Source organism: Pseudomonas sp. Marseille-P9899 (assembly GCF_903166565.1).
In the GTDB taxonomy this organism is placed as follows: Bacteria; Pseudomonadota; Gammaproteobacteria; order Pseudomonadales; family Pseudomonadaceae; genus Aquipseudomonas; species Aquipseudomonas huaxiensis.
In genome coordinates, this window is record NZ_CAESCG010000001.1 from 1656020 (window position 1) to 1671161 (window position 15142).

16 protein-coding genes are annotated in these 15142 nt (G+C 64.3%); 11 read left to right on the forward strand and 5 right to left on the reverse strand.

Annotated features, from left to right (window positions below; genetic code table 11):
• Nucleotides 1-3: 3 nt before the first annotated feature.
• The 3 genes from HWV67_RS07180 to paaY form a co-directional block, all read right to left on the reverse strand.
• Nucleotides 4-1857 (reverse strand): hypothetical protein, encoded by a 1854-nt coding sequence (locus HWV67_RS07180; protein ID WP_175650565.1) that lies wholly within the window; start codon nucleotides 1855-1857, stop codon nucleotides 4-6.
• A gap of 69 nt (nucleotides 1858-1926) precedes the next feature.
• On the reverse strand, nucleotides 1927-2850 hold the full coding sequence (paaX, locus tag HWV67_RS07185) for a phenylacetic acid degradation operon negative regulatory protein PaaX (protein WP_175650566.1): 924 nt from the start codon (nucleotides 2848-2850) through the stop codon (nucleotides 1927-1929).
• Nucleotides 2851-2925: 75 nt separating this feature from the next.
• Nucleotides 2926-3525, reverse strand: a complete 600-nt coding sequence (gene paaY, locus HWV67_RS07190; RefSeq protein ID WP_175650567.1) for a phenylacetic acid degradation protein PaaY — start codon at nucleotides 3523-3525, stop codon at nucleotides 2926-2928.
• A 238-nt stretch (nucleotides 3526-3763) separates the two neighbouring features.
• Between paaY and paaF the strand changes: the two genes are divergently transcribed.
• The 6 genes from paaF to paaK all read left to right on the forward strand — a co-directional run bounded on the left by paaF (nucleotide 3764) and on the right by paaK (nucleotide 9913).
• Complete coding sequence (gene paaF, locus HWV67_RS07195; RefSeq protein WP_175650568.1) at nucleotides 3764-4534, forward strand: 2,3-dehydroadipyl-CoA hydratase PaaF; 771 nt, start codon at nucleotides 3764-3766, stop codon at nucleotides 4532-4534.
• Nucleotides 4535-4545: 11 nt separating this feature from the next.
• The gene (gene paaG, locus HWV67_RS07200; RefSeq protein ID WP_175650569.1) at nucleotides 4546-5337 is read left to right on the forward strand and encodes a 2-(1,2-epoxy-1,2-dihydrophenyl)acetyl-CoA isomerase PaaG; all 792 of its coding nucleotides are present in this window, start codon (nucleotides 4546-4548) and stop codon (nucleotides 5335-5337) included.
• Nucleotides 5338-5341: 4 nt separating this feature from the next.
• Nucleotides 5342-6859 carry a 3-hydroxyacyl-CoA dehydrogenase PaaH gene (paaH, locus tag HWV67_RS07205; RefSeq protein WP_175650570.1) on the forward strand — a complete coding sequence of 506 codons (1518 nt, stop codon included), beginning with the start codon at nucleotides 5342-5344 and terminating at the stop codon, nucleotides 6857-6859.
• Nucleotides 6852-7292 carry a hydroxyphenylacetyl-CoA thioesterase PaaI gene (gene paaI / locus HWV67_RS07210; protein ID WP_175650571.1) on the forward strand — a complete coding sequence of 147 codons (441 nt, stop codon included), beginning with the start codon at nucleotides 6852-6854 and terminating at the stop codon, nucleotides 7290-7292. The genes paaH and paaI overlap by 8 nt, the downstream gene beginning before the upstream one ends.
• The gene (gene pcaF, locus HWV67_RS07215; protein ID WP_175650572.1) at nucleotides 7289-8500 is read left to right on the forward strand and encodes a 3-oxoadipyl-CoA thiolase; all 1212 of its coding nucleotides are present in this window, start codon (nucleotides 7289-7291) and stop codon (nucleotides 8498-8500) included. Before paaI ends, pcaF begins: the two co-directional genes overlap by 4 nt.
• A gap of 93 nt (nucleotides 8501-8593) precedes the next feature.
• Nucleotides 8594-9913, forward strand: a complete 1320-nt coding sequence (gene paaK, locus HWV67_RS07220; protein WP_175650573.1) for a phenylacetate--CoA ligase PaaK — start codon at nucleotides 8594-8596, stop codon at nucleotides 9911-9913.
• A gap of 172 nt (nucleotides 9914-10085) precedes the next feature.
• On the opposite strand, the gene HWV67_RS07225 is transcribed toward paaK, so the two are convergent.
• Nucleotides 10086-10661, reverse strand: a complete 576-nt coding sequence (locus HWV67_RS07225) for a TetR/AcrR family transcriptional regulator (RefSeq protein WP_175650574.1) — start codon at nucleotides 10659-10661, stop codon at nucleotides 10086-10088.
• A gap of 3 nt (nucleotides 10662-10664) precedes the next feature.
• Nucleotides 10665-11243 carry an NAD(P)H-dependent oxidoreductase gene (locus tag HWV67_RS07230; RefSeq protein ID WP_175650575.1) on the reverse strand — a complete coding sequence of 193 codons (579 nt, stop codon included), beginning with the start codon at nucleotides 11241-11243 and terminating at the stop codon, nucleotides 10665-10667.
• Between the two features lie 214 nt (nucleotides 11244-11457).
• Between HWV67_RS07230 and paaA the strand changes: the two genes are divergently transcribed.
• From paaA to paaE, 5 genes are read left to right on the forward strand one after another with little or no spacing between them, the layout of a single operon-like run.
• A complete protein-coding gene (gene paaA, locus HWV67_RS07235) occupies nucleotides 11458-12447 on the forward strand; it encodes a 1,2-phenylacetyl-CoA epoxidase subunit PaaA (protein WP_175650576.1) in 990 nt (329 codons plus the stop codon).
• 25 nt (nucleotides 12448-12472) lie between these two features.
• Complete coding sequence (paaB, locus tag HWV67_RS07240; protein WP_095155061.1) at nucleotides 12473-12754, forward strand: 1,2-phenylacetyl-CoA epoxidase subunit PaaB; 282 nt, start codon at nucleotides 12473-12475, stop codon at nucleotides 12752-12754.
• A complete protein-coding gene (gene paaC / locus HWV67_RS07245) occupies nucleotides 12754-13509 on the forward strand; it encodes a 1,2-phenylacetyl-CoA epoxidase subunit PaaC (protein WP_110968637.1) in 756 nt (251 codons plus the stop codon). The genes paaB and paaC overlap by 1 nt, the downstream gene beginning before the upstream one ends.
• Complete coding sequence (paaD, locus tag HWV67_RS07250; protein ID WP_175650577.1) at nucleotides 13496-14029, forward strand: 1,2-phenylacetyl-CoA epoxidase subunit PaaD; 534 nt, start codon at nucleotides 13496-13498, stop codon at nucleotides 14027-14029. The genes paaC and paaD overlap by 14 nt, the downstream gene beginning before the upstream one ends.
• 31 nt (nucleotides 14030-14060) lie before the next feature.
• A complete protein-coding gene (gene paaE, locus HWV67_RS07255) occupies nucleotides 14061-15137 on the forward strand; it encodes a 1,2-phenylacetyl-CoA epoxidase subunit PaaE (RefSeq protein ID WP_175650578.1) in 1077 nt (358 codons plus the stop codon).
• Nucleotides 15138-15142 lie beyond the last annotated feature (5 nt).

The following is a 15142-nucleotide window of genomic DNA, read 5'->3' on the forward strand; positions in this document are numbered from 1 at the left end:
GGATCAGTCCGCGGCGCGCGCCATGGCGTGTTGCTGGATCGATAGATTGGTCCGCTGCAAGATATCGCCGTGCGCCCATAACGGCAGGGGAATGACAATAAAGCCGTGGTGATCGGAAAAGTTATCGAGCACGGTCAGGTGCAATATCGCAAAGCCGCTCGCCGTAGCGGCTGCCGAAAAAATGCCGTCCTCCGTGACGTTGCAGGTTGCAGGCATGAGCATTCGCTCGAGTAAACGGTCGCCAACCTCGCCCAGATTGACCGGAACGCCTTTGCGCAGAACCTGAAGCTGAACGCGGTTGGTTTCCGGCTTGCTCTGCGCGCTGATGAACATCGGCACCGAGGGGATGATGTTCAGGACCAGTATCGAGACGAACTGTTCGTCCTCCGGGGTATGGGAATAAGTGCTTTTGACGCGGACCCTCTCCAGATACATGGCCGTCTTGTGTGTACCTGGGGCGGCCGCCTGGTAGGTGGAGCTCAGTCGATTGGTTGCCGTTTTGAGCGTTCCACCCATGTTCGGCGAAACAATCTGCCAAGAAAGCGTCGAACCGTGCGTAGAAGGAATAGCCGCCGACATGACTACGCTCTGTCCGGCGTTGCAAACCTCAAAACCCGGTGAAACAGCCACGGGATGCTTCAAAACGGAAACCAGGGCGGAAGAGCGCAATTCCCGCCCTGGTAGGCTCCAACTGGCCGATACCGTGACGTTCTCGCAGTCTCTCTTCATTGACGCGGGCGCAGGTGGAAAGTAATTGCCAACGGCGCTGATTCTGCCGACGTTACTGTTGCCCGGCTCCGTTGCGCGCACGCTCCATTTAAATACCCAGTTAACCCCCGAAGGCATCATGTCAAAGCCGAAATAGGCCCCCGCCCAGATGACCGGAAATGCCGGAATGACGTCAAACACACCGCTCGGGAGTTGAACGTTGCCGTAAGCCGCCAGATGCAGCCCTGGCGCAGAACCGGCGCTAATGTCATGCACGACAAACTGATGGTAGTCACCAAAAGAGATGGGATTCAGGGCTGAAGGAAGTGTGTCTTCGCCGGCTTCATCGCCAAGCGCCCGCGCATAGGCATCGAAAAGCACGGTAGTCGTTGTATATCGCTTGAACGCGACGTGTTCTGGAATCAGGTACATGAAGTCCGGACCAGGAAAGGCACCGTCGGAGTTCTTGTCGAAACGCAAGAACATCAGCAGTGCGCCGCCACTGCTGGTGAGCGCGTCATCTCGCGTTGCGGGGACGGGCATGACCCGCGCGGCGACATTTTTCGGCACGGGGAAGTCATCGGCGAGCCGGCCCAACTCATACACCCGCAACCGCTCAGGCAGCTTCTGAAAGGCTTCTTTGAAGCGCTGACCAATGGCTTTTCGATCCAGTGTGTCGAGTACGAAGTTGGCCGAGAATTCAGTCCCCTTGCTGATATCCAGGACAATCTTTCGACCGTCGCTCACCTGTCCACCCAACTGCGTCAACGGCACGCCCAACGTCAGTTGAGGCCCTCCAACAGGCAACAGGTTGCGGATCTTGCCGACATGAGGCACTACGCCCGCCATCGTTACCTCGGTGATGATCATTCCGCTGATGCAGTCCATGCTCAAGCGCAGCGAATCACTTTCAACTGAAGCCACCGGCGCCCTGAGCCTGATGTCCTGCATATGCTCGCTGGAGTAGGTCAGGTCGATGCTTTGAGAAATCGCCGGTAAAAAGTCGTCTTGGCTGAACCGGTGGATGTACTGCTGTTGCAGCAGTTCGTTGATCATGTCCCGGTCATAGGCGACGATCATTTCCCAGCCCAGGCCTCTTGACCCGCTGGTCAGCCAGGACTTCAGTTGCGACAGGGAAGGTTTGGCCATGTTGAAGTCCCTCTTCGGAAGGACTTCAGTGAGCCTCTCAAACCCTGTTCGGCACAACTGGCATTTTTATCAGGTCAACCCACCAAAGCGCTTGTAAAAACCCTCGCCCGCTTCGGGCAACGGCCCGTCCGCCGTCTCCATCGCCGCCTCCAGCCACTGCTCGGCCGCGGCGTGGATCAACCGGTAGATATTGCGGCACAACTGCCGCGCTGCGCGGCCTTCCCAATCACCCGGCAGCAACTCGTCCGGCAGCTGCGGATCGCGCAGCAGCAGCTTGCGGTATTCATGGATCAGCAGCACCCGGGCCAGGAAGCAGGCTTTCGGGTCGAGGGTGTCCTGTTCCTTGAGGCTCTGCCACAACGGCCGGAACAACTGGATGAACTCGCTGTAGTGCGCCGCCAGTTCGTCGATCTTCCAGCTTTCGCGCACCTGCATGCGCAGCGCCTTGGAGGCCAGCACGTCCTGGGCAGTGGTTTCGAAGAGGATGGTGTCTTCCTGGGCGCCGAGGTCCACCAGGGTGGCGTTGACATCCGCACGCTCGCAGCGCGGGCAACCGAGCACGCCGGGGGAGATGGCGCCAAAGCCCTGCCATTCCAGTTCCTCGCGGACTTCCTTGCGTTTGTCCTGGGGCAACTGGGTCAGGATCGCCAGGCACCAGGAGCCGTCCCACGCCGGTGGATTGGCCGCATAGACACGCTTGAAGGCTTTCTCGAAACGCCGCCGCCCGGTGCCGGTGAGGCTGTAGTAGCTGCGCCGGCCGACCTTCTCGGCGGTCAGCCAGTTTTCCTTGGTCAGGCGAAAGATCGAGGTGCGAATCAGCCGCTCATTGATGCCCATGGGTTCGAGCAACTGGATCAGGCTGCCCAGCCATACCGTCCCGCCACGGGGTTCGATGGCATCGCCATACAGGGTGACGATCAGGGAGCTGGCGCGAACCGGTGTCTGTTGCTGGAAGCGGTCGATCAGGTGGTCGAGTGGCGTGAGGGACGACATAAGCGTTCCGGTCAGAAAAGGAAGGAATATACCCGCGCGCCCGCAGCATGACCATGCTCGCGGCGCGCTGGCGGTTCAGGCGCCGCCCGGCAATTTCGGGCGCACGGCGTCGTCGCGGTAGGGGCCGCGACCGGCCTCCATCTCGCTCAGGGGCTCGCACTCGCGCAGGCTTTCAAGGCAGCGTCGGGTCAGTTGCTGATAGGCGCGGGTGCCGGTCTGTTTCCAGGCCACTTCGTCGTCGCTCAGGCGCCGCGTCACTTTTGCCGGCGAGCCCAGCACCAGCGATTGTTCCTCGCAATGGAACCCGGCCTTGACCAGTGCGCCCGCCGAAACGATACAGCGCGGCGCGATGCGGGCGTTGTCGAGTACCACGGCGTTCATCCCGATCAACGCATCCTCGCCCACCCGGCAGCCGTGCAATACCGCGCCGTGGCCAACATGGCCGTTGCGCTCGACCACCGTGTCGCTGGCCGGAAAGCCGTGCATGACGCAGGTGTCCTGCAGGTTGGCGCCCTCCTCCAGGACGATCCGTCCGAAGTCGCCGCGCAGCGCGGCCAGCGGGCCGACATAGCAGTTGGGCCCGATGATCACATCACCGATCAATACCGCCGACGGGTGCACGTACGCCGTGGGGTGAACCACCGGGGTCAGGCCGTCGATGCTGTAACAAGTCATGCCATTTCTCCTCGAAACGATACGCAACAGGCAATTTCACGAAAACCCTTAACACAAGGTTTTGCTTAGGGATAACGGACTTTCCTGAGCATTACAATCTTCTATTGGACACATTTTTAATTGTTGATGTTGTTTTTCTGTATCGCATTATGCCTATACTTTGGCGAAACGGCCATCGAGCCCGTCCAACAATAAAACGCCGACCTGTGAGTCCGGCGAGCCTTGCGAGGAAGTCGTGATGCCGAACACCCTTGTGGTGCAGGCGCATCAGGCCACACGCCTGATCACCCTGCATCGTCCACATGCACTGAATGCCCTGACCACCGAACTGCTGGGCGAGCTGGCGGACGAACTGCAACGCTGCGCCGACGACCCCGAGGTCCGCGCCGTGGTCATCACCGGCAGCCGCAAGGCCTTCGCCGCCGGCGCCGACCTCAACGAAATGGCCGAGCGCGATCTGGTCGGCATGCTCGACGACCCGCGCCAGGCCCATTGGCAGCAAATCACCCGCTTCCCCAAACCGCTGATCGCTGCGGTCAACGGCTACGCCCTGGGCGGTGGCTGCGAACTGGCGATGCACGCCGACATCCTGATTGCCGGCGACGACGCCCAGTTCGGCCAGCCGGAAATCAACCTCGGGATCATGCCCGGCGCCGGTGGCACCCAGCGCCTGCTGCGGGCGGTGGGCAAGTCGCTGGCGATGCAGATGGTCCTCGCCGGCGAATCCATCAGCGCCCGCCGCGCCCTCGATGCCGGGCTGGTCAGCGAAATCACCCCACCAGAACTGACTGTCGAACGCGCCCTGCAGATCGCCCAGCGCATTGCCGCCAAAGCGCCGCTGGCGGTGCGTCTGGCCAAGGAAGCCGTGCTCAAGGCCCAGGACCTGGACCTTGCCAGCGGTCTGCGCTTCGAACGCCACGCCTTCACCCTGCTGGCCGGCACCGCCGACCGCAACGAAGGCATCCGCGCCTTCCAGGAAAAACGCCCGGCCCAATTCAAAGGCTGCTAAGAGGACCCGTCATGAGCTACCAGCACATCCTGTTTTCCATCGAAGCCGGGGTCGCCACCCTGAGCCTCAACCGCCCCGAGCAACTGAACAGCTTCAATACGCTGATGCATCAGGAAGTGCGCGAGGCCCTGAAAACCGTGCAGAACAACGGCGACGTCCGCGTCCTGCTGCTGACCGCCGAAGGCCGCGGCTTCTGTGCCGGACAAGACCTCAGTGACCGCAACGTCGCCCCCGGCGCAGAAATGCCCGACCTCGGCCTGTCCATCGAGCGCTTCTACAACCCGCTGATCCGTACCCTGCGCGAGCTGCCGATCCCGGTGATCTGCGCGGTCAACGGCGTTGCCGCCGGCGCCGGGGCGAATATTCCGCTGGCCTGCGACCTGGTCCTGGCGGCGCGCTCGGCCAGCTTTATCCAGGCGTTTTGCAAGATCGGCCTGATTCCCGACTCCGCCGGCACCTGGGCGTTGCCACGGCTGGTCGGCATGGCCCGGGCCAAGGCGCTGACGCTGCTCGGCGAGCGCCTGAGCGCCGAGCAGGCGCTGGAATGGGGGCTGATCTATCGGGTGGTCGATGACGCCGAACTGCGCGACCAGGCCATCGCCCTCGCCCGCCAGCTCGCCACCCAGCCAACCTACGGCCTGGGCCTGATCAAGCGCAGCCTGCACGCCAGCCTGGACAGCAGCTTCGAGCAGCAACTGACGCTGGAGCGCGACCTGCAACGCCTGGCCGGACGCAGCGAGGACTACCGCGAAGGCGTCGCCGCCTTCATGGAAAAACGCACGCCGCAGTTCAAGGGGTACTGAGTCGATGAGTGCACTGAACAGCAACGTGCCCGTCGCGGTGATCGGCGCCGGTGCCATGGGCGCCGGCATCGCCCAGGTGGCCGCCAGCGCCGGGCATCGAGTCTGGCTCCACGACAACCGCCCCGGCGCCGCCGCCCAGGCCATCGACGGCATCGCGCGGCAACTGGCGAAACGGGTCGACAACGGCAAGCTGGCCGCCAGCGCCCGCGACGCCTGCCTTGCCGCGCTGGTGCCCGCCGACAGCCTGGAGCGACTGGCCGATGCCGGGCTGGTGATCGAGGCCATCGTCGAGAACCTGGAGGTCAAGCAGGCGTTGCTGCAGCAGCTGGAATCCCTCTGCGCCCCGGACTGCATCCTCGCCAGCAATACCTCGTCGATTTCCATCACCCGCCTCGGCGCCGGCATGCGCCGGCCCGAGCGGCTGGTCGGCATGCACTTCTTCAACCCGGCGCCGGTCATGGCCCTGGTGGAAGTGATCAAGGGCCTGGCCACCGACCCGAATGTCGCCGCGCGCGTGCTCGCCACCGCCCTGGCCTGGGGCAAGCAGCCGGTACTGGCGCGCTCCACCCCTGGCTTTATCGTCAACCGCGTGGCCCGGCCGTTCTATGCCGAAAGCCTGCGTTTGCTGCAAGAAGGCGCCGCCGATTGCGCCAGCCTCGATGCGCTGCTGCGGGAGGCCGGCGGCTTTGCCATGGGCGCCTTCGAACTGACCGACCTGATCGGCCACGACGTCAATTACGCGGTGACCTGTTCGGTGTTCGACGCCTATTACCAGGACATGCGCTTCCAGCCGTCGCAGATCCAGAAAGAACTGGTGGACGCTGGCCACTACGGACGCAAGAGCGGTCGCGGCTTCTATGACTACCGCGAAGGCGCCGTGCGCCCGTCCGCCGCCAGCCTGGACAGCCCGGTAAAAGTGCCGGCCGTGGTCGTCGAAGGCGACGCCGGACTGTTGCAGCCATTGCTGGAGCGCCTGACCGAACAGGGCGTGAGCATCAGCCGCCGCGCCGGGCGCGGGTTACTGCGGGTCGGCGACGCCACCGTGGCCCTGAGCGACGGACGTCTGGCCAGCCAGCGCGCCGCCGATGACAGCCTGACCGAACTGGTGCTGCTCGACCTGGCCCTGGATTACCGCCGCTGCACCCGCGTGGGTATCAGTTGGGCCAACGGCACCTCGGCCGAGGCCGTGGACCAGGTGGTCGCGCTGCTGAACGCCGCCGGCATCGCCGTCACCCCGCTGCGCGACAGCCCGGCGCTGTGCGTGCTGCGCACCGTCGCCATGCTCGCCAACGAAGCCGCCGACGCCCTGCTGCAAGGCGTGGCCTCGGCGGCGGATATCGACCTGGCGATGCGCGCCGGGGTCAATTACCCCCGTGGCCCGCTGGCCTGGGCCGATCAGGTCGGCGCCGACACCCTGGTGACCGTGCTCGATCACCTGCAAGCCGCCTATGGCGAAGAACGCTATCGCCCGTCCCTGCAACTGCGTCGGCAACTGGCCGAAGGAGCACGCTTTCATGAATGACCGTCTGGATCTGGCCAGCCGCTGCGCCCAGGCCCTGTTCGACCGCGATGCCGCCAGCCAGGGCCTCGGCATGCGCCTGCTGGCCAGCGGCCCGGGCACGGCGCGGGTCGGCATGAGCGTGCGCGCCGACATGTTGCAAGGCCACGGCACCTGCCACGGCGGGTTTCTGTTCGCCCTCGCCGATTCGGCGTTCGCCTTCGCCTGCAACAGCCACAACAACGCCACCGTGGCCCAGGGTTGCAGCATCGAATACATCGCCCCGGCGCAGCTCGATGACACCCTGACCGCCGACTGCACTGAACTGAGCCGCGGCAAACGCACCGGCACTTATGACGTCCGCATCGAGAACCAGCACGGCAAGTTGATCGCGCTGTTTCGCGGCAAGTCCTACCAGATACGCGGCAGCGTACTCGAACCGGAGACCCTGACATGAATGACGCCCTGATCATCGATGCCGTGCGCACCCCTATCGGGCGCTACGCCGGCGCCTTGAGCGGCGTGCGCGCCGACGACCTCGGCGCCGTGCCGCTGCGCGCCCTGATGCAACGCCATCCGCAGGTGGACTGGAGCCAGGTGGACGATGTGTTCTACGGCTGCGCCAACCAGGCCGGCGAAGACAACCGCAACGTCGCGCGCATGTCGTCGCTGCTGGCCGGCCTGCCAATCAGCGTGCCCGGCGTGACCCTCAACCGCCTCTGCGCCTCCGGCCTGGAAGCGGTCGGCGCCGCCGCGCGGGCGATTCGCTGCAACGAAGCTGGGCTGGTGCTGGCCGGCGGCGTCGAATCGATGTCCCGCGCACCGCTAGTGATGGGCAAGGCCGAACAGGCGTTTTCACGCCAGGCTGAGCTCTTCGACACCACCATCGGCTGGCGCTTCGTCAATCCGCTGATGCAGCAGCAGTACGGCATCGACAGCATGCCGGAGACCGCCGAGAACGTTGCTGCGCAGTTCAAGATCAACCGCGCCGACCAGGACGCCTTCGCCCTGCGCAGCCAGCGGCGTGCAGGCGCGGCCCAGGCCAGCGGCCGCCTCGCACTGGAAATCGTCCCGGTGCCGGTGCCGCAGCGCAAAGGCCCGCCGAAACTGGTGGAACACGACGAGCACCCGCGCGCCGACACCACCCTGGAACAGTTGCAACGCCTCGGCACGCCGTTCCGCGAGGGCGGCAGCATCACCGCCGGCAACGCCTCGGGGGTGAATGACGGTGCCTGCGCCGTGCTGCTGGCCAGCCGCGACGTCGCCCGCCGCTACGGCCTGAAAGCCCGTGGCCGAGTGGTGGCAATGGCCAGCGCCGGGGTCGAACCGCGGATCATGGGCATCGGCCCGGTGCCAGCGACCCGCAAGGTGCTGGAACTGGCCGGGCTGGCCCTGGCCGACATGGACGTGATCGAACTCAACGAAGCCTTTGCCGCCCAGGGCCTGGCGGTACTGCGGGAACTCGGCGTGGCCGATGACGATCCACGGGTCAACCCCAACGGCGGCGCCATCGCCCTGGGTCATCCACTGGGCATGAGCGGCGCGCGGCTGGTCACCACCGCCCTCACCGAACTGGAACAACGCAATGGCCGCTACGCCCTGTGCACCTTGTGCATCGGCGTTGGCCAGGGGCTGGCGATGATCATCGAACGCCTCGACGACTGAACACTGAACGCTCCATGGCGCCGGGTTATGCTTGGCGTCATGCACTCGGGCCGACGTGCCGGCCGCAGACAACAACAACATTAGAGTGAACCCATGAACATGCAGCTTTCCCCCGCCTCCGTGCTTGACCCGATGGAAACCGCCAGTGTCGACGAACTGCGCGCCCACCAGTTGCAGCGCCTGCGCTGGAGCCTGGAGCACGCGTACCAGAACGTGCCGATGTACCGGCAGCGCTTCGACGAACTGGGCATTCACCCTTCCGACCTGAACAGCCTCGATGACCTCGCGCGCTTCCCGTTCACGGTGAAGAACGACCTGCGCGACAACTACCCGTTCGGCATGTTCGCCGTGCCACAACACGACATCGTTCGCCTGCACGCCTCCAGCGGCACCACCGGCAAACCGACCGTGGTCGGCTACACCCAGAGAGACATCGACAACTGGGCCGACCTGGTGGCCCGTTCGATCCGCGCCGCGGGTGGGCGCAAGGGCGACAAGGTGCATATCTCCTATGGCTACGGCCTGTTCACCGGTGGCCTCGGCGCCCATTACGGCGCCGAACGCTTGGGTTGCACAGTGATCCCGATGTCCGGCGGCCAGACCGAGAAACAGGTGCAACTGATCCGCGACTTCCAGCCCGACATCATCATGGTCACGCCGTCGTACATGCTCAATCTGGCCGACGAAATCGAACGCCAGGGCATCGACCCGCACAAGCTGGCGCTGCGCCTGGGCATCTTCGGCGCCGAGCCGTGGACGCCGGAACTGCGCGCATCGATCGAAGCGCGCCTGGGCATCACCGCGCTGGATATTTATGGCCTGTCGGAAATCATGGGGCCGGGCGTCGCCATGGAATGCGCCGAAAGCCGAGACGGGCCGACTGTCTGGGAAGACCACTTCTACCCTGAGATCATCGACCCGGTAACCGGCGAAGTGCTGCCGGACGGCGAGCTGGGCGAACTGGTGTTCACCACCCTGAGCAAGGAAGCGCTGCCGATGGTGCGCTACCGCACCCGCGACCTGACCCGCCTGCTGCCGGGGACCGCGCGGCCGATGCGGCGCATCGACAAGATCACCGGCCGCAGCGACGACATGCTGATCATCCGCGGGGTCAACGTGTTCCCGACCCAGGTCGAGGAGCAGGTGCTGAAAGTCAAACAGCTATCCGAATGCTACGAGATTCACCTGTACCGCAATGGCAACCTGGACAGCATCGATATCCATGTTGAATTGCGTGGTGAGCACCAGCATCTGGGCGATGCGCAGCAGAAAGAGGTGTGCTCGGAGCTGAGCCGGCATATCAAGACCCATATCGGCATCAGCTCGCGGATCGTGTTGCAGCCGGCGTATTCGATCAAGCGCTCGGAAGGCAAGGCGTGTCATGTGTATGACAAGCGCAAGCAGGCGGGTTGAGGGCTGAGGTCGGTCTTTTAGGCCTTATCGCTGACACATCTCACAGGCAATCGCAAATCGTCAGCCACTTGCGATCCTGTGGGAGCGGATTCATCCGCTCCCACAGGTTGGTGAGCAGCGAGATGTGTAGATACCCATGCAGCGATAGGGCCCTCACTAACCAGTGACAACCTCAACTCCTGTCCACCAGACTGACAATCACCGCAAACAACTCCCCCCGCGCCTGCCCATGGTCAATCTCTCCAGCCACCGCAACTCCAGACAACGCGTCCGCCGCGCCCAGCATTCCCCATAGCCCCGCCGTAGAAAGCGCCCCGGCAAACGGCCCGAGCACCGTCCGGCACTTGCCGAGAAATTCAAGCTGACACTCGCGCTTCAACCGCGCCAGTTCCGGCGAGCCTTCCAGCGCCGCCAGCACCCCGGGAATCTCCCGCCCCTCGGCCAGCACGCAATCGACATAACTGTCGGCGATCGCCCGCGCCTTGCCCGTCAGACTCGCTTCACCCGCCGCCATGGCCGCGTCGATCAGCAGGTTCTGCCGCGTTTCAAAATCCCGGTAAAGCGCGGTCAGCAGCCCTTCCCGCGTGCCGAAATGGTCATACACCGTCGGCTTGGTGATCCCCGCCGCCTCGGCCAGTCGGCCCAGACTCAGGGCATCGGTGCCCTCGGCGGCGATCAGCTGCCGAGAGACGTCGAGCAACTGCTCCAGGCGCTGCTCGCGGGTCAGGCGCTTGCGGGTGTCGCTCATGCTTCAACTCCTGTGACTGAACAGCTCACGGCCAATACGCCGCGCTGTCTCGAAATGCCCCTCGGGGAAATGCTCATCCATCTGGGTCAAAAGCGTCGAGGATGCCACCCGCGCGCCGCAATAGCCAAAGATCCCGTGTTCGATCTGGGTGTGCATCGCCACCGAATAGCCGTGTTTGTCGTAGGTGCGCGGACCGGCGCCGGCAATCGCCACCAGGTGCACCGGCAAACGCTGCAACAGCCCTTGCTCGGCCTGATCGTAGGCCCAGCCGCTGGTGAACACGCGGTCGATCCAGCCCTTGAGCAGCGCCGGGAACGACCACCAATACACCGGATACACTAGCACCAGCGCATCGGCCCGGTCGATTCGCGCCTGTTCGGCAACGACATCCGCAGGCACGGCCGCCTGGTTGCGGAACAGGTCGAGATCTTCGGTGTTGTAGCGCGGATCGAAACCTTCGGCGCTGAGGTCGGCGAGCTCGAACGCGTCCTGTTCAGCAACGCCGCGAGCCAGTTCGGCGGCGACGCGGTGAGTCAGGGATTCGGTGTCGGGATGCGCAACAACGATCAGGGCATTTTGCATGGGTTACTCCGGGCAGTTGAGATGAATTATGGACATACCAAAGGTAGGTTACTTTTGGTACATAGCGCAACCCTGCCGCCGTTCGTCATCAACACCGCGATCTGATACAAAAAACAATTACGACACGATTTTTTCTGTTTGATATTTGGTTTTGTATCACTTATAACTGTCTCACGCCCCAAAGCCCCCACGACAAAAAGGCGGGAGACCCCTCATGTACGCACAATTGGTCGAAACCGGCGTCAAGCGCCTGAAGACGCTCGAAGAGATGTCCGAGCAGGAGCGCGCCTTCCAGGAGCGCATCGACGCCGAGATCAAGATCGAAGCCAAGAACTGGATGCCGGACGCCTACCGACAGACGCTGATCCGGCAGATTTCCCAACACGCCCACTCCGAAATCGTCGGCATGCTGCCGGAAGGCAACTGGGTCACCCGCGCCCCGAGCCTCAAGCGCAAATTGCAGCTGATGGCGAAGATTCAGGACGAAGCCGGCCACGGTTTGTACCTGTACAGCGCCATGGAAACCCTGGGCGCTGATCGCGATACAGAAATTGACAAGCTTCACAGCGGAAAAGCCAAGTATTCGAGCATTTTCAACTACCCGACCCTGAGCTGGGCCGATATCGGCGCGGTGGGCTGGCTGGTGGATGGCGCCGCCATCGTCAATCAGGTGGTGCTCCAGCGCACCAGCTACGGCCCTTATTCGCGGGCGATGATCCGCATCTGCAAGGAAGAGAGCTTCCACCAGCGCCAGGGCTATGAACTGCTGCTGACCATGATGCGCGAGGGCACCCAGGCCCAGAAGGACATGGTCCAGGACGCGATCAACCGCCTCTGGTGGCCTTCGCTGATGATGTTCGGCCCCAGCGACGAACACTCGCCCAACAGCGCCCAGTCCATGGCCTGGAAAATCAAGCGCCAGAGCAACGACGAGCTGCGCCAGCGCTTCGTCGACCAGACCGTGCCGCAGCTGGAATTGCTCGGCTGCACCGCCCCGGACCCGGAGCTGAAGTGGAATGCCGAGCGCGGCCACTACGACTTCGGCCAGATCCAGTGGGACGAATTCTACGAAGTGCTCAAGGGCAACGGCCCGTGCAACCAGGAGCGCGTCGCCACCCGCCGCCAGGCCATCGAAGACGGTGCCTGGGTACGCGCGGCCGCGGTCGCCCACGCTCGCAAAAAACACAACAAGAACGCCGCCTGACCGCCGCCTGACAGGAGATCCCGCCATGTCCGAATGGACCCTTTTCGAAGTCTTCGTGCGCAGCAAGCACGGCCTTAACCACAAGCATGTCGGCAGCGTGCACGCCGCCGACGCGGTAATGGCCATCGAGAACGCCCGCGAGCTGTACACCCGCCGCAATGAAGGCGTGAGCCTGTGGGTAGTGCCTTCGGCGCTGATCACCGCCTCGTCGCCGGACGAAAAAGACCCGCTGTTCGCCCCGTCCGAAGACAAGATCTACCGCCACGCCAGCTTCTACGAGCTGCCCGCCGAAGTGGGGCACATGTGATGAACCAGGACCTGATCCAGTACCTGCTGCGCCTGGGCGACAGCGCCATGGTCCAGGCCCAGCGCCTGTGCCAGTGGTGCGGCCGCGCCCCGGCGCTGGAAGAAGAGCTGGCGCTGATGAACGTCGGCCTCGATCTGGTCGGCCAGGCGCGCAACTGGCTGGAATACGCCGCTGAGCTTGCAGATGACGGCCGCGACGCCGACCACCTGGTGTTCCGCCGCGACGAGCGCGCCTACCGCAACCTGCTGCTGGTGGAACAACCCAACGGCGATTACGCGGTGACCATCCTTAAGCAGTTCTTCTACGACGCCTGGCATTACGCGGTGCTTCAAGGCCTGTGCCGCTCCACTGACGAGCGCGTGCAGGGCGTCGCCGCCAAGGCGCTGAAAGAAGTCACCTATCACCTGCGCCGCTCCGGCGAATGGGTCGAGCGTCTGGGCGACGGCACCGAGGAAAGCCGTCAGCGCATGCTCACCGCCCTGCCCCAGGTGTGGCGCTTCACGGTCGAGCTGGTGGAGGCCGATGCCGTCGAGCAGCGCCTGTTCCAGGCCGGCGTGATCGGTAACCCGGAGCAGGTCGCGCTGGACTGGCAGCAACAGGTCGAAGCCACCTTCGACCGCGCCAGCCTGCCGGTGCCGCAACCGGCCAGCCACTTCTACCTCAGCGGTCGCCAGGGCGTGCACAGCGAGCACCTGGGTTTGCTGCTGGCGGAAATGCAATTCCTGCCGCGAGCCTATCCCGATGCGACCTGGTGAACTGATCGCCAGCGACCGCGGCGCCCGCGCGCCCCGGGTCGACGACCTGCAGCAGGCCTGGACCGTGCTGGAACAGGTCATGGACCCGGAAGTGCCGGTGGTCAGCGTGGTCGAGCTGGGCATCGTCCGCGATCTGGACTGGGCCGAAGGGCACCTGCACGTGACCGTGACCCCGACCTACTCCGGCTGCCCGGCCACCGAGGTGATCGAGCAGGACATCCGCGACGCCCTGGAACAGGCCGGTTTCGCCGCGCCGCGACTGAACCGGCAACTGAGCCCGGCCTGGACCACCGACTGGATCAGCGCCAGCGGCCGCGAACGCCTGCGCGCCTACGGCATCGCCGCGCCGGTCGGCAGCAGCAACAAGCGCAGCCTGCTGGGCGAGACCGACGTGATCGCCTGCCCGCAGTGCGGCAGCGTGCACACCGAGCTGCTCAGCCAGTTCGGCTCCACCGCCTGCAAGGCGCTGTACCGCTGCTGCGACTGCCGCGAGCCCTTTGACTACTTCAAGTGCATCTAGGCGCGGCCAAGCGCGCCTGATGGAGAATTCCATGAGCCAGTTCCATAGCCTGACCGTCAAGCAAGTCCGCAGCGAAACCCGTGACGCCGTGTCGATCCTGTTCGACGTGCCGCACGACCTGCGCGAAACCTTCCGCTTCACCCAGGGCCAGTACCTGGTGCTGCGCACCCGGCTGGACGACGAAGAAGTGCGTCGCTCGTACTCGATCTGCACCGGCATCAATGATGACGAACTGCGGGTAGCGGTGAAGAAAGTCAACGGCGGGCGTTTCTCCGCCTTCGCCAACGAAGCCCTGGCGGCCGGTGACGTACTCGAAGTGATGCCGCCGTCCGGCAGCTTCCACGTCGCCCTCGACCCGGCGCGCCACGGCCATTACCTCGCGGTTGCGGCGGGCAGCGGCATCACGCCGGTCCTGTCCATCGTCAAAAGCACCCTGGAAGCCGAGCCGAACAGCCGCGTCACCCTGCTCTACGGCAACCGCGCAAGCTCGGCGGCGCTGTTTCGCGAACAGTTGGAAGACCTCAAGAACCGCTACCTGCAGCGCCTGAACCTGATCTTCGTGTTCAGCCGTGAACAGCAGGACATCGACCTCTACAACGGCCGTATCGACGCCGACAAATGCGAGCAACTGTTCAGCCGCTGGCTCGATGTGCCCAAGCTCGACGCCGCGTTCATCTGCGGTCCGCAGGAAATGACCGAGACCGTGCGCGATGCGCTGAAGGCCAAGGGCATGGCGGCCGAGCGCATCCACTTCGAACTGTTCGCCAGCGCCGGCAACAACGAGCGCCGCCAGGCCCGCGAAGCCGCGCGGCAAGTGGACTCGGCGCTGAGTCAGATCACCGTGATCAGCGACGGCCGCGCCCTCTCCTTCGACCTGCCGCGCAACACCGTGAGCGTGCTCGACGCCGGCAACGCCATCGGCGCCGAACTGCCGTACTCGTGCAAGGCCGGGGTGTGCTCGACCTGCAAGTGCAAGGTTATCGAAGGCGAAGTGGAAATGGACAGCAACCATGCCCTGGAAGACTACGAAGTGGCGGCCGGGTATGTGCTGTCGTGCCAGAGCTACCCGGTGAGCGAGCGCGTGGTGCTCGATTTCGATCAGCTCTGAATCTG